Annotated in this window: 11 protein-coding genes; 4 read left to right on the forward strand and 7 right to left on the reverse strand. The window is 72.7% G+C overall.

All coding sequences use genetic code 11. From position 1 onward, the window contains the following. Positions 1 to 51 precede the first annotated feature (51 nt). Entirely contained in the window at positions 52 to 1,524 is a 1,473-nt protein-coding gene (locus ACT2CW_RS02530) for an AAA family ATPase (protein WP_445515671.1), read from the forward strand. 689 nt (positions 1,525 to 2,213) lie between these two features. On the opposite strand, the gene ACT2CW_RS02535 is transcribed toward ACT2CW_RS02530, so the two are convergent. Beyond that, positions 2,214 to 2,381: a hypothetical protein gene (locus tag ACT2CW_RS02535; protein ID WP_167442834.1), complete on the reverse strand. Its 168-nt coding sequence runs from the start codon at positions 2,379 to 2,381 to the stop codon at positions 2,214 to 2,216. Between the two features lie 219 nt (positions 2,382 to 2,600). Between ACT2CW_RS02535 and ACT2CW_RS02540 the strand changes: the two genes are divergently transcribed. Continuing rightward, positions 2,601 to 3,767 carry a histidine kinase gene (locus ACT2CW_RS02540; protein ID WP_445515334.1) on the forward strand — a complete coding sequence of 389 codons (1,167 nt, stop codon included), beginning with the start codon at positions 2,601 to 2,603 and terminating at the stop codon, positions 3,765 to 3,767. Continuing rightward, positions 3,755 to 4,432 carry a response regulator transcription factor gene (locus ACT2CW_RS02545; RefSeq protein WP_445515335.1) on the forward strand — a complete coding sequence of 226 codons (678 nt, stop codon included), beginning with the start codon at positions 3,755 to 3,757 and terminating at the stop codon, positions 4,430 to 4,432. The genes ACT2CW_RS02540 and ACT2CW_RS02545 overlap by 13 nt, the downstream gene beginning before the upstream one ends. A 297-nt stretch (positions 4,433 to 4,729) precedes the next feature. On the opposite strand, the gene ACT2CW_RS02550 is transcribed toward ACT2CW_RS02545, so the two are convergent. Further along, the gene (locus tag ACT2CW_RS02550) at positions 4,730 to 7,486 is read right to left on the reverse strand and encodes an FtsX-like permease family protein (protein ID WP_445515336.1); all 2,757 of its coding nucleotides are present in this window, start codon (positions 7,484 to 7,486) and stop codon (positions 4,730 to 4,732) included. Beyond that, positions 7,483 to 8,259 (reverse strand): ABC transporter ATP-binding protein, encoded by a 777-nt coding sequence (locus ACT2CW_RS02555; RefSeq protein WP_445515337.1) that lies wholly within the window; start codon positions 8,257 to 8,259, stop codon positions 7,483 to 7,485. The genes ACT2CW_RS02550 and ACT2CW_RS02555 overlap by 4 nt, the downstream gene beginning before the upstream one ends. A gap of 358 nt (positions 8,260 to 8,617) precedes the next feature. Between ACT2CW_RS02555 and gdhA the strand changes: the two genes are divergently transcribed. Beyond that, on the forward strand, positions 8,618 to 9,964 hold the full coding sequence (gene gdhA / locus ACT2CW_RS02560; RefSeq protein ID WP_445515338.1) for an NADP-specific glutamate dehydrogenase: 1,347 nt from the start codon (positions 8,618 to 8,620) through the stop codon (positions 9,962 to 9,964). 84 nt (positions 9,965 to 10,048) lie between these two features. On the opposite strand, the gene ACT2CW_RS02565 is transcribed toward gdhA, so the two are convergent. From ACT2CW_RS02565 to ACT2CW_RS02580, 4 genes are all read right to left on the reverse strand, one after another. Beyond that, the gene (locus ACT2CW_RS02565; RefSeq protein WP_445515339.1) at positions 10,049 to 11,185 is read right to left on the reverse strand and encodes a PP2C family protein-serine/threonine phosphatase; all 1,137 of its coding nucleotides are present in this window, start codon (positions 11,183 to 11,185) and stop codon (positions 10,049 to 10,051) included. Between the two features lie 102 nt (positions 11,186 to 11,287). Beyond that, positions 11,288 to 12,067, reverse strand: coding sequence for an IclR family transcriptional regulator (locus tag ACT2CW_RS02570; protein WP_445515340.1), 780 nt, complete (start codon positions 12,065 to 12,067; stop codon positions 11,288 to 11,290). 161 nt (positions 12,068 to 12,228) lie between these two features. Continuing rightward, positions 12,229 to 12,687: an SRPBCC family protein gene (locus ACT2CW_RS02575; RefSeq protein ID WP_164427216.1), complete on the reverse strand. Its 459-nt coding sequence runs from the start codon at positions 12,685 to 12,687 to the stop codon at positions 12,229 to 12,231. 94 nt (positions 12,688 to 12,781) lie between these two features. Further along, the gene (locus ACT2CW_RS02580; protein WP_445515341.1) at positions 12,782 to 14,050 is read right to left on the reverse strand and encodes an NAD(P)/FAD-dependent oxidoreductase; all 1,269 of its coding nucleotides are present in this window, start codon (positions 14,048 to 14,050) and stop codon (positions 12,782 to 12,784) included. Positions 14,051 to 14,119 lie beyond the last annotated feature (69 nt).

The following is a 14,119-nucleotide window of genomic DNA, read 5'->3' on the forward strand; positions in this document are numbered from 1 at the left end:
GGAAGTAGGGGTATGTTTTATGTAGGCGTACTTCTATATCTGGAGCGGCTCGTGGACAAGCCTGCCGGGATGTTCGATCGGGACAACGAGTGGTCGGCGCTGAGCCGGTTCATCACCGATCCTCAGCCAGGAGCGACCCTGGGTGTGGTCTCCGGGCGTCGCCGCCAAGGCAAGACGTTCCTACTGGATGCCGCCTGCCGGGTCGCCGGAGGGTTCTACTTCGGTGCGACCGAGGCCGCCGACGCCGAGTCGCTACGGCGGATCAGCGCAGCGCTGAGCGCCCACGTCCGCCCTGCCAGCCCGTTCCACTTCGCCAACTGGTCAGAGGTCGTCGATGCACTGCTCGCGCTCGGCGCCGAGCGGCCTGTCCCCGTGGTGATCGACGAGTTCCCCTACCTCGTCAAAGCCAACCCCGAGCTGCCCTCGATCATCCAAGAGGCGCTGCGGCCTCTGCGTGACCAGCGCGTCGGCTCACGTACCCGGCTGCTGCTCTGTGGCTCCGCGTTGTCCTTCATGGGCCGACTGCTGTCGGGCAACGCCCCACTGCGCGGACGGGCGGGGCTGGAACTGGTCGTCCGCCCCCTCGACCACCGCCTCGCCGCCGAGTTCTGGGACATCACCGACCCCCACCTGGCGATGAAGGTGAACTCGATCGTGGGCGGCACTCCCGCCTACCGGCGCGAATTCGCACGTGGCGACACACCCAAGGGGCCGGACGACTTCGACGACTGGGTCATCCGCACCGTCCTCAATCCCGAAACCCCCCTCTTCCGCGAGGCCCGCTATCTACTGGCCGAGGAACCCGACCTCCGCGACACCGCCCTGTACCTGTCCGTCCTGGCCGCCGTCGCCGACGGCAACGCCACCCGCGGGGGCATGGCCGGCTACCTGGAACGCAAGGCCACCGACATCGCCCACCCCATCAACATCCTCGAAGACGCCGGCCTGCTCCACCGGGACGCGGATGCCTTCCGCGACAACCGGCCCACGTACCGCATCGCCGAGCCACTGATCGGCTTTTACCACGCGATCATGCGACCACTCTGGGACCAGCTCGAGCGGCCCGGTAGCGCGACACGGGTCTGGCAGGCCAGCCGTCGCCGCTTCGTCAGCAATGTCCTCGGGCCCCATTTCGAACAAGTCTGCCGCGACTGGGCGCTGCATCACGCGGATCCCGAGCTTCTGGGCGGTCTGCCCGCCCGCGTCGGACACGGTGTCGTTCATGACCCCAAGGCACGCACCGGCCACGAAGTCGACGTCGCGGCCATCGGAATCGCCGACGGCGCCAAGCCGCCACTCCTGGCCATCGGGGAGGCCAAGTGGAACGACACCATGGGCATCGCTCACATCGAACGCCTCCGGCACATCCGCGACCTCATCGGCCGGGCCGGGCGCTATGACACAACCAACGCCCGGCTCATCTGCTTCAGCGGAGCCGGATTCAACGACAAAGCGCACGCCGCAGCGGCGACCGACCGGAATATCCGACTAATCGACCTGGCGACCCTCTACGGCCAGGTCTGACGTGCGCCCACGGACCCGTTCCCGACAGGGGCACAATGATGAGCGCCGCCCTGTCGTCGGCTGCTCCTCTGGAGCAGCAAGGAGGTCATCCAGGGAGGTGGTTCACGAAAGGCAGGTTCGCACGCCGACGCCCGCACCGCCCGGGACCTGAGCGACCCGGGAGCGTACTGCCGAAAAACGCTTGGTCGGTCGCTCTTCGTGGGCGGTACGTTGGCCGGCATGAGCAGCTGTCGAAAGGGTCATGCCGCGTAGGCGCCCATCAGCCCTGCGGGGCGATATTCCGGTCCGTCTCCTGAGGCGGCGGCGGTATCCGCCGATCGGCCGTCTCTCGGGGAGCTGCGCCGCCGATCTGCGGCGGCTCGAGCGCACTCGCTTCTGGCCCGAGGCGGTCGAGGAAGCCTTCTGGCACTGGAGGGCCCTGGCCCACGGTCCGCTCAGAGGTGTGACCGACGCTTTCTGGGGGCCTCGGTGCGGGATTTATGAGTGTGGGTGCGATCCCGGGTCGTTTCGCGACCTCCTCGAGACCGCGCTCCACGCCCTGCCCAAGAAGAGCGCGCGCGAGTTGCGGGCTCTCATCTGGGCCCTCGACGCCAAGATCACGGCGAGGGCCAGGATCGTTCGTGTGGACGCTCCGGACAGTCGGTGGTGGCGGGGGATGTCCGAGGTGAGGTAGGCGCCGGGGCATCCGCTCAGGCGGTGCGGCGGGCGCGGGTCAGGTAGAGGGCCGTGGCGGAGGCGATGGCGGTGAGGCCGGTGACGCTGCTGATCAGGATCTGCTCGATGCCGTCGAAGGCGAAGCTCGAGGCGACGTTCACGATGGCGGCGAGGGCCAGGACCAGCCAGAGCAGGGACTTCATGAGGGGGTCCTTTCGGAGGGGCCGCCCTTGGTTCGGGCGTTTGGTTCGGGCGTTGTATCGGACGTTCGTTTGCTGAGGTCCACGATTCCGGGTTCGTCTCGTCCGCTCGATGGGCCACGCCCCCGGATCCGTGGTGTAGCGGGCTACACCCCGCCGATTCACCTACCGGTCGGCCCACTCCGCTCCCGCGGGCCCGGCCGGTCGCTTAGCCTGACGGCCATGCGGGAGACGGTGCGGCGGGCGGGGTGGGCCTCGGTCGAGTTGCTGCGTGCGGCCGGGCTGGCGCTGGCCTCGTACTTGTCCATCGGGGTGGTGATCTTCGCCGCCGTGGCCATGGCCACCGTCGTGGGGGCCGGGGTGCTGCCCGAGTCGGTGTTGCTGCTGCGCAGGACGGCCGGGTACAAGCGGCGGCTGGTGGGTGCCTGGACGGGCGAGCCGGTGCCCGAGGCGTACCGGCCGCTGACCGGGGAGGCGTTCGCGCGGGCGCGGGTGGCGGTCGGCGATCCGGCCACGTACCGCGATCTGCGCTGGCTGGTGGCCCACGCGGGTTACGGCTGGCTGCTGGCCTGCTGTGCGATGCCGGTGTGGGTGATCGGGCTGCTCGTGGACGGGGTGTGGTGCGGGCTGCTGAAGCAACGGGCCGTGGTGTTGCCGCTGATCGAGCGGCTCGTCGACCTCGACGCGGCGTGGTCGCGGGCGCTGCTGCTGCCGTCGACGGAGGCGCTGCGCAGCGCGCGGCTCGCCGAGCGGGTGGAGGAGCTGTCCGAGACCCGGGCGGGCGCCGTCGCCGCGCACGGGGCGGAGCTGCGGCGCATCGAACGGGATCTGCACGACGGTGCGCAGGCGCGCCTGGTGGCGCTCTCGATGCGGGTGGGGCTGGCCCGGCGCGCGTACGAGAAGGACCCCGACGCGGCGCACAAGCTGCTGGCGGACGCGCAGGACCAGGCGGAGGAGGCCCTCACCGAGCTGCGCCATGTCGTACGCGGCATCCATCCGCCGATCCTCACCGACCGAGGGCTCGTCGGCGCCGTACGGGCGCTCGCGGCGGGCAGCGGGCTCGAGGTGTCCGTACGGGACGACGGGGTGGAGGACGGGACCCGGGCCCCGGCGGCGGTCGAGGCGGCCGCGTACTTCGTGATCGCGGAGGCGCTGACCAACGCGGCCAAGCACAGCGGGGCGCGGCAGGCGTCGGTCGGCCTCGTCCGGATGCCCGATAGGTTGAGGGTCGCGGTACGGGACGAGGGGCGGGGCGGGGCCGATCCCTCGGGCGGCAGCGGGCTGCTCGGCATGCGGCGCCGGGTCGCGGCGCTCGACGGGACCGTGGAGATGACCAGCCCCGTCGGGGGGCCGACGCTGATCGAAGTGGAGCTGCCGTGCGTGTGGTGATCGCCGAGGACAACGCTCTGCTGCGGGAGGGCATGGTCCTGCTGCTGAACTCCGCCGGGCACGAGGTGGTGGCCGTCGCCTCCAGCGGTCCCGAGGTACTGCCCGCCCTCCTCGAACACCGCCCGGACGCGGCCGTGCTCGACGTCCGGATGCCGCCGGGCTTCCGCGACGAGGGGCTGCGCGCGGCGCTCGCGGCGCGGCGGGAGATGCCCGGTCTGCCGGTGCTGGTGCTCTCGCAGTACGTCGAGGAGACCTACGCGGCCGAGCTGCTGGCCGACGGGGCGAGCGGGCTCGGCTATCTGCTGAAGGACCGGGTGGGGCGGGTCGAGGAGTTCCTGGACGCGCTGGAACGGGTGGTCGCGGGCGGTACGGCGCTGGACCCGGAGGTGGTCAAGGAGCTGATGACCCGGCGCCGGGACGATCCGGTGGACTCCTTGACGCCGCGCGAGCGTGAGGTGCTGCATCTGATGGCTGAGGGCCGGGACAATGCGACGATCGCCGGCACGTTGGTGGTTTCGGAGCGCGCGGTCAGCAAGCACATCGGCAATGTCTTCGCGAAGCTTGGCTTGCCGCCGAGTGATAGCGGGCATCGGCGGGTGCTGGCGGTTCTCGCGTATCTCAACAAGGGGGCGACGGGCATGGGGGAGTCGGCGGGCAGGGGGTGAGGTCGAGGCCGGTGCGGGTCTTGGCACCGGTGCGGGTCTTGGCCCGGCCCGGCGGGGGTCTCGGCCCAGCGAGGGGCTCGGCCTCAGCGGCGTTCACGGCCCCGGCGGCGTTCGCGGCCCCGGCCCCGGCGGGGGTTCGGCCCCAGCGGCGTTCGCCGCCCCAGCGGCGTTCGCGGCCGGGTGAGCTGTGGTTTTCCCCGCCCCGCCCCTTCCCGAAAGAGGGGGCTCCGCCCCCTCGCCCCCGCCGGGGCTCTGCCCCGGACCCCGCTCCTCAATCGCCGGAGGGGCTGGGAACCCTCAATCGCCGGAGGGGCTGGGAACATACCGTCCTCGCAGTGTTCCCCATACCGGTGGCAGTGAGCCCGCCGCTGCCGTGGTCGCCACCACCGAGACGATGGCCGCGGCCTGGAGCGGCGGTAGGTACGGGAGTGTGCCCGCCGTGGCCGCGCTGAAGGCCAGGAGTGGTACGGACGCTACGGCCGCGCCCACCGCCAGGCCGGTCACCACCGTGGCCGCCGCCTCCAGCCGTAGCATGCGGCGCAGTTGGCGGCGGCCCGCGCCCGCGAGGCGGAGCAGGCGGAGTTCGAGGCGGCGTCCGGTGGCGATGAGGGCGAGGGTGCTCAGGACGGCGATCACCGTGAAGGCGCCGATCGCCGCGACCACCGCCACCGACACCACCTCGGCCAGCGCCTCGCCCGCCGCCTCGCCCCTTACGGGCGCCGGGTCCCGCTCCACCCGGGCCCCGGGAACCGCCCGCGCCAGGGCCTTCGTGAGCGCCTTACGGTCGGCATCGGGCGCGGCCGCGACCAGGATCCGACCTGTGCCGGGCATTGATGTGTGGCGCAGCAGCTCATCGCGGGAGAGGAGGAAGTCCCCGAGCGCGATGGAGCGTTCGTACGTCGCCACGACCCGCAGCCGCGCCTCCTGGCCGTCACCGAACCGCAGGGTCACCGTGGAGCCGGGCCGGGCGCCGAGGGAGTCCGCACGGTCGGCGCCGATGGCGACCGTGCCGGGGCGCAGCCGGGCGAGGTCCCCGTTCCGGACGCCCGGGTCGAGGGTGCGCGTCAGCCGTTCCGGGGTGACGCCGAAGACGGGCAGCCGCTCGATTTCGGGCGAGCCGAGCTCGCTGCGCGCCAGCAGCACCGTGCCGGGGACGACCTCCGTCGCCGCCCGCACCCCGGGGAGTTCGCGGATCCGCTCCACCGCACCGGCCGTAAGGCCGCCGTCCGCGCGCACCTCCACGTCGGCGCGCAGCATCCGGTGGGCTTGAGCGTCCGCCGCGTGGGTCATCGTCGCGCCGCCGGAGAGCTGGACCCCGGCGAACGCGGTGACCAGCACGATGGGGGTGATCGCCGCGCCCAGCCGGTGGGCGGACGCGGCGCAGTTGGCGGCGGCGAGGCGGCCGCCGGGGCCGAACAGCCGCAACGGGGCGCCCAGCAGCCGCATCGCCCCCTCGGCGATCCACGGCCCCAGCACCGCGCACGCGATCACCATCGTCACCGCCGCCGCACCGGCCGCGGCCGCCGCGGTCGCGCCCTGCTGGAGGGCGGCCGTTCCGGCCGAACTCGCGCCCACGCCCAGCAGCACAAGACCGGTGATGCCCCGTGCCCTGCCGGGTGCCCTCTCGCGCAGCGCCTCCGCCGGGCGCGCCGTGGCGGTCCTGGAGCAGCCGATGAGCGCCGCGATCCGGGCCACCAGGACGGTGACGGCGGCGGTGACCAGGGGCGCGGGCCACAGCAGCGGGGGCAGCGTCAGTTCGAGTCCGGTGGGCAGGGCGCCGCGCGCGTCCAGCAGTGCGCGCAGCCCCAGGTACGCGGGGACCGCCCCGGCCGCGCCCACCAGCGCCGCCCAGGCCGCGACCCGCCCGACCTCTCGGCCCACCGCGCCGCGCAGCTGTCCGGGGGTGGCGCCGACCGCCCGCAACAGGCCCAGTTCATGGGAGCGTTGACGCAGCGCCTGGACGATGGTCGAGGACACGACGAGCAGCGCCACGAGGACGACGGCTCCGGCCACGGAGCCGAGCGCCGCCAGCAGCTCGCCACGGGCGGGCACGGCGGCCAGGAACTCGGCCTCGCCGCGCTCACTTCCGGCCAGGACGCGCACGGCGGCCGGGTCGCCGTCCGCGCGGTGCCCGATGCCGGTGACACCGGCCGTGTCCAGGGCCTTCCGCACCCGTTCGGCCAGCTCCGCCCGGTCCGTGCCGGGTTCGGCGACGACCCCGATGGCGTCCAGGGCTTCCGGATGGCCGGACAGGCGCCGGGCCTCGGCGCCGGTGAACCACACGGCCGTACGGGGGCCGTCGCCGACATCCGTACGGGGGCCGTCGGCGACGCCCACGACGGTGTACGACGCGTCCCGGCCGCCCACGCGCAGCGTCAGCCGCGCGCCGATGCGTCCCACGCCGCCACGGCCCGCCTCGGCACTGCCCGCACCGCCGCGGCCCGCTTCGGCACTGCCCGAGCCGTTACGATCCGCCTCGGCACTGCCCACACCACCACGGCCCGCCCCGGCACTGCCCACACCACCACGGCCCGCCCCGGCACTGCCCACACCACCACGGCCCGCCTCGGCACTGCCCGCGTCGCCGCGGCCCGCTCCATCGCCCACCACCACCTCGTCCGCCCGCTCCGGGGCGCGGCCCGTTCGTAGTGCGTAGGGCGCCAGGCGGGCGGTCTCCCAGGGGTGGCCGGTGGCGGCCCGGCCCGCGAGGCCCACCCGGAATTCCGTGTCGGCGACGGCCGTCCGCACCCCGGGCACCCCTCGCACCGCGCTCAGCGCCGTCCGGGGGATCCGGACCCGCTCGGTGAGCCCGGCGCTCGCGGTCTCGCGCTCGCCCAGGGACGTCGCGCTGAAGCGGGTGGTCTGGTCGCCGGCCACCACGAGATCGGCCCCGGCGTACCGCTCCACCCGTGGCTGCGCGCTCCAGGCCGAGACGAGGGTCAGCCCGAAGGCGCCGAGCAGCAGCGAGGTGAGGGCGAGCGCGGCGAAGACCGCGGTCCACGCCTTACGGTGGGCACGAGTGGCGCGCGCGGCCAGTAGGGCGGACACCTTCATGCGGTCCGCCCTCCCAGGTCCTTGAGGACGCGGCGGATGTCGGCCGCTTCCGGCCGCTCCTGCCGCCAGACCAGCTTCCCCCGCATCAGGAACAGCGCCTCGTCGGCCCAGGCGGCGGCGAACGGGTCGTGGGTGACCATGACGACCGTATGGCCGTCACGGTCGACGGCCTGCCGTAGCAGCGTCAGCACCTCCTCCGCGGCGGCGGGGTCGAGCGCCCCGGTCGGCTCGTCGGCGAAGACGATGTCGGGCGAGGTCACCAGCGCGCGGGCGATGGCCACCCGCTGGCTCTGCCCACCGGACAGTTCGTACGGCATGGCGCCGCCGCGGTCCCCCAGCCCGACCGCCGCGAGGGCCCGCAGGTCCCGGCCGTCGACGCTGTGGCCGCCGAGCATCAGCGGCAGGGAGACGTTCTCCGCGACGCTCAGGGACGGCACCAGGTGGTGCGCCTGGAAGACGAAGCCGATCCGCTCCCGCCGTAGCCGGGTCAGCGCCGCCTCGTTCAGCGAGGACAGCTCCGTGCCGCCGATGCGCACCGTGCCCGCCGTCGGCCGGTCCAGCCCGGCGGCGCACTGGAGCAAGGTCGACTTCCCGCATCCCGAGGGGCCCATCACCGCGAGGAACCGTCCGCGCGGCACCGTCAGATGGATGGGGTGCAGCGCCACGGCCCCCGGCCGGTACTCCCGGGTGACCCCGTCCAGGGTCAGCGCATGGTGCCAGGTCCCCGTCCGCTCCGCGGTGGCCGTCGTACGGCCACGCCACTGCCGGTTCATCTCTCCGCCCCTCCGTCGCGCCGGGCGGATCAAACGGGTCCGCCGGTCACGAAGAACGCTAGAAACGGGCGGGGGCGGGCGGGAGAGAGCGCGGTCCCGTAAGGGGAGGGGTACGGGGCTCCGGCCCGGTAGTGGAGCTGGCTCCACCACCTCTCGATCACCGCAGGTCTCCCCCGGTCCTCCGCCGACCTGAAGCCCCGGTCTCCCCCGGCCCTCCACTGACCGAAGCCCCGGTCTTCCCGGTTCGCGGGCGACTCCCCGGGCGCGCCGCCGTGGTGAACCCCGCCGAGGACAAGATCCTGGACCCCCGCAGGACCGGCATATGAGACAGAAGCCCACAGAGAGGCACCACGCACCCATGGACGTCAGCGCCCGTATCGAGGCCGTCTACGCGCAGATCGTGCACCGCAACCCCGGGGAGTCCGAGTTCCACCAGGCGGCGCGCGAGGTGCTGCCGGCCCTCGCCCCCGTGCTCGGCGCGCATCCGGAGTATCTGGAGGCCCGGATCGTGGAGCGGCTGTGCGAGCCGGAGCGGCAGCTCGTGTTCCGGGTGCCATGGGTGGACGACGACGGCGAGGTCCAGGTCAACCGGGGCTTCCGGGTGGAGTTCAACAGCGCGCTGGGCCCCTACAAGGGCGGCTTGCGCTTCCACCCCAGCGTCGATCTGGGCATCGTGAAGTTCCTCGGCTTCGAGCAGATCTTCAAGAACGCGCTGACGGGCCTCGCCATCGGCGGCGGCAAGGGCGGCGCCGACTTCGACCCCAAGGGGCGCTCGGACAGCGAGGTGATGCGCTTCTGCCAGTCCTTCATGACCGAACTCCACCGCCATCTTGGCGAGCACACCGACGTACCGGCCGGGGACATCGGGGTGGGCGCCCGCGAGATCGGCTATCTCTTCGGCCAGTACAAGCGGCTGACCAATCGCTTCGAGGCCGGTGTGCTGACCGGTAAGCCGGTCGCCTGGGGCGGTTCACCCGCGCGTACCGAGGCCACGGGGTACGGTACCGTCCACTTCGCCCAGGAGATGCTGCGCACCCGCAAGAGGGATTTCGACGGCCTTACGGTCGTCGTCTCCGGCTCCGGCAATGTGGCCCTCTACGCCATCGAGAAGGTCCACGCCCTCGGTGGCCGGGTGGTGGCCTGCTCCGACTCCTCCGGCCATGTGGTCGACCCGGACGGTGTCGACCTCGCGCTGCTCAAGGAGATCAAGGAGGTCCGGCGGCAGCGGATCTCCGCCTATGCCGACGCCAAGCCCGGCGCCATCTTCTCCCGCCGCGGTTCGGTCTTCGAGCTGCCCTGCGAGGTCGCCCTGCCCTGCGCGACCCAGAACGAACTGACCGAGCAGAGCGCGATCGCCCTGGTCAAGAACGGTGTGATGGCCGTGGCCGAGGGCGCCAACATGCCCTGCACCCCGGCGGCGATCGAGATCTTCCGGGAGGCCGATGTGCTCTTCGGCCCTGGTAAGGCCGCCAACGCGGGCGGGGTGGCCACCTCCGCACTGGAGATGCAGCAGAACGCCTCCCGCGAGCGCTGGACCTTCGCCCAGACCGAGGCCCGCCTCGCCGCCGTCATGACCGAGGTCCACACCCTGTGCCGGGCCACCGCCGACCGCTACGGCTGCTCCCCCGACGACTACGCCCTGGGCGCGAACGCCGCCGGATTCGTGCGGGTGGCGGAGGCGATGGCCGCCCAGGGCGTCGTCTGAGCCGACCCATCAACTGAGCCGACCCATCAACTGAGCCGATCCATCAACAGCCGACCCATCAACAGCCGATCCATCAACATCCGCTCACGCCGACGGCGCATCCGCTCCCGCCGACGGCACATCCGCCACCCTGCGCACCGCGCCCAGCACCGGCTTGCGGAGCAGCAGCAGCGCCGCGTCGTCGTGCAGCCGGCCGCCCACATGCGACAGCAGTTCGTCGTGGAGCGAGGCGAGGGTGCGGGACGGCTCGTCGCAGATGTGCCGCGGCACCCGTTCCAGCAGCGGGAAGTACTCCCGGCCGCAGTCCCGCGCCTCGATGACCCCGTCGGTGTAGAGCAGCAGCTGGTCGCCCTCGGCGAACGGCACCACCTGGAGGCTGGGCAGTTCGCCGCCCAGGGAGGCCAGACCGAGCGGCGGGGCCGGGCGGGTGGGCTCGACGGCGACGATGCCGGTCTCGCCGACCAGCAGCGGCGGGGCGTGTCCGCAGTTGACGAGCTCCATACGGCCCTCGCTGGGGTATCCGGCGACCACGGCGGTGACGAAGTCGTCGGGCGCCAGGTTGCGGGACAGGCTGCGCTCGATCCTGGCGACGACGTCGAGCAGGTTCGGCTCGTCGTAGGCGGCCTCGCGGAAGACGCCGAGCACCAGGGCGGCGGTGCTCACCGCGGGCAGCCCCTTGCCGCGTACGTCGCCGACGATCAGCCGCACCCCGTGCGGGGTCGGCAGCAGGGCATAGAGATCGCCCCCCACCCGTGCCTCCGCGGCGGCGGCGCTGTAGCGGACCGCCACCTGGAACTGGCCGACCCGGGCGGGCACCGGTGTGAGCAGGGCGTTCTGGGCGGCCTCGGCGACCGAGCGGACGGCGGCGAGTACCTGCTCACGGCGTCTGCGCAGGGCGCTCGCCCCGCAGCTCGCCAGGGCCACGGCGGCGGGCGTGGCCAGGATGATCGCCTGGGTGCGCATCGATTCATCGCCCTGGGTGCCCAGCAGGGCGCCCACCACCACGGCGAGCAGGCCGATCCTCATCACCCCGTACGGTCCGGAGTGGGCGGCGGCGAGCGCCGGGCCGACGGCGAGCAGTGGCAGCCAGGCCAGCCCCTCCGAGGTGACGAGGGCGAGCAGAGCCACGCCAATGATGATGATGACGGGGACCGCGGGGGCTATGCGCCCAGCGCCGTCCGGCTGGTCCGGGTCGTACGGGCGGAGTCGGGCCGGGAACATGACCTGCTTCGCTGCTCTCTCTCCACGGGGGCAAGTGATACCGGGTTTGTCCGTTTCATCCAGAGAAACAGCGATTCGATAGGTTCGGCAAGGCCCGCGTTTTCAGATAGTGAGCGAGAGGTTCCTGCTCACCCGGCTCGCCGTCGGCACCAGGCGGGTCCGGAACAGCTCACGGTGCGGATCCAGCTCCGTCAGCCGGGCCAGCCGGTCCGCCCGCAGCGAGATCCCGAGCGAGCCGAGCCGGTCCCCGTAGTAAATCGGCACCGCGAAGCAGACCGTGCCGAGAGCGTACTCCTCCAGGTCCGCGACCAGGGGACTTCCGGTCGGGGAGTCGAGACGGCGCAGCAGATCGTCGGAGCGGGTGACGGTGCGCGGGGTGAGATCGACGAGCGGATGGCGGGAGAGATAGTCGTGACGGGCCTCGTCGTCCAGCTCGCGCAGTACGCATTTGCCCAGCGCGGTGGCGTGCCCGGCATCCTCGCACCCCACCCACAGATCGACCCGGGGCGCCTGCGGGCCATCGACGATCTCCGCGACCCGGATCTCGCCCTCGTCGTAGAAGGTGAGATACGCGGCGGCCGAGAGCTCGTCGCGCAGCGCGGCCAAGGTGGGCCGGACCCGGGCGAGCATCGCCTGCTCACGGCTGCCGGATTCGAGGGCGCGCAGCTTGTCGCCGATCACGAAGCCGCCGTCGTCCAGCCGGGACACATAGCCTTCGTGGGCCATCGTCCGCAGCAGGTGGTACGTGGTCGCGAGCGGCAACCCGGTCTCCCGGGCGAGACGCTTGGCCGGCGCACCGCCCTCGTGTGCGCCCACTGCCTCCATCAACCGGAAAGCCCGCTGAACGGATGAGATCAGCGTAGGCGCCGTTTGCGCACCCATATATTCAGCTTGCTCCTGATGTGACCGGATGAGCAAGATGTGATCTCGCTGGATCCGATCTCCACCGGAGACACGCGCGAGGGCGCCGACCGGTGCGGCCGACGCCCTCGCGGGCTTATGGATGGGATGGGTTCGGTGCGGTGCGGTGCGATGCGCCGCGCTCAGCCGGGGGAGATCCGGCCGCGCCAGGCGCCTTCCGCCTCACCGCGGTGCTCGATGAAGTCCTTGAACCTCCGCAGGTCCCCCTTCACCCGCCGGTCGAGCGTCCCGGTCATGTCCGCGGCCTTCTCCGCCATTCCGCTCGGCTCGAAGACCAGGGCCAGATTGACCCGGGTGTGGCGCTCGTCCAAGGGCTCGAAGGTGACCAGGCCCTGCTGCTGGACATCACCGGAGGTGGTGCGCCAGGCGATGCGCTCGTCGGGAAGCTGATCCACGATCTCGGTGTCGAACTCCCGGTGCACACCGGCAATGGAGGTCGCCCAGTGGTTATGGCGATCGTCCACCTGGGTGACCTGGTCCACGCCTTCCATGAACCTCGGGAACTCGGTGAACTGGGTCCACTGGTTGTACGCGGTGTGGAGCGGAACCCCAACCTCGACGGACTCCCGCACGGTGCTCATCGGTGACTCCTTTCGACGTTGTCGCGTCGCGCACCACGGCGGGTTTCCGGGACCGCCGAGCCGAAACATGAACGGTCGGGGGGAGCGGTTCCGCTCAGCGCAAGGGGTGCAGCGGGGCCAGTTCGGCCGGGGAGGTGCCGGTCGCGATGGCGTCCGCCAGCAGCCGTCCGCTGAGCGGGCCGAGGGCCACGCCCCACATGCCGTGCCCGCCGTTGACGTAGACGCGCGGCGAACCGGTCGGGCCGATCAGCGGCAGTCCGTCCGGGGTGCAGGGGCGAGCGCCGACCCAGGTGTCCGTACGGGCCTCCCAGTCGACGCCCCGCAGCAGCGGACGGGCCGCCGCGATGATCGCCTGTATCCGGCGCGGGTCCACCGGCCGGTCCGCGGGGGCCAGCTCCATCATTCCGGCGACCCGCACCCGGCCCTCGCCCAGCGGGGTGCAGACGACCTTCTGGGCGGCTAGATACGTGGGGCGGGTGGGGGCGCCCTCGGCCGGGACGCTGAAGCTGTAGCCGCGTCCGGCCTGGACCGGCACCCGGACCCCGAACGGACGCACCAGCGGGTCCAGCCAGGCGCCGGTGGCCACGACGGCGACGTCCGCGCGGAGTTGGCCCCCGGAGGTGGTGACGGCCACGCCCGCCCGCCCGAGGTCCCGGATACCGGACACCTCCGTCCGCTCCAGGATCTCGCCGCCGCGCTTGCGCACCGCGTCGGCGAGGGCGCGGACGAAGTTCCCGGGGTTGAGATAGCGCTGGCCGTGGAGTTCCACGGCCGCGCCGATGCGGTCGCCCAGCGCGGGCTCCAGCGCCCGGGCGCGCTCCCCGTCGATCCGCTCGTACGCGATTCGGAAACCGGCCGCGCGGGCGTGCTCCAGCTCCTCGACCATCGCGGCGCGCTCGGCCGCGGTGCGGAACGCGATCAGACAGGGTTCGGCGGGCCGGGTCGGCTCGGCGACGCCGTCCGCCGCGAGCGCGTCGTACGCGTCCAGCGCATGGCGGTTCAGCGTGGCGAACGTGGCGGCCAGGACCCGCCAGCGGCGCGGGGTGCAGTTCCGGGTGAAGGTCAGCAGGAAGCGGGCGAGCCGGGGGTCGGGCCGGGGCGGGATGTAGACGGGCGACTCGGGGGAGACCAGGCCGCGCAGCCCGTAGCGGAGCGCCGCCGGTTCGGGCAGCGGCAGCGTCAGGGCCGGGGACAGCCAGCCGGCGTTCCCCCAGGACGCCCCGGCCGCGGGGTGGCGCCGTTCCACGACGGTGACCTCGACGCCGTGGTTCCGCAGCGACCAGGCGGTGGCGAGACCGACCATGCCCGCACCGATGACGACGGCGCTGCGCGGTGGGCGGGACGGACCGATGGCAGTGGGCACGGATGCGCTCCTTCCCATGGGTGAACCGCCATCATCGGGGAAGCGGGCCGGACACCGCACTGGCCCGGA

Source organism: Streptomyces sp. NEAU-174 (assembly GCF_052665095.1).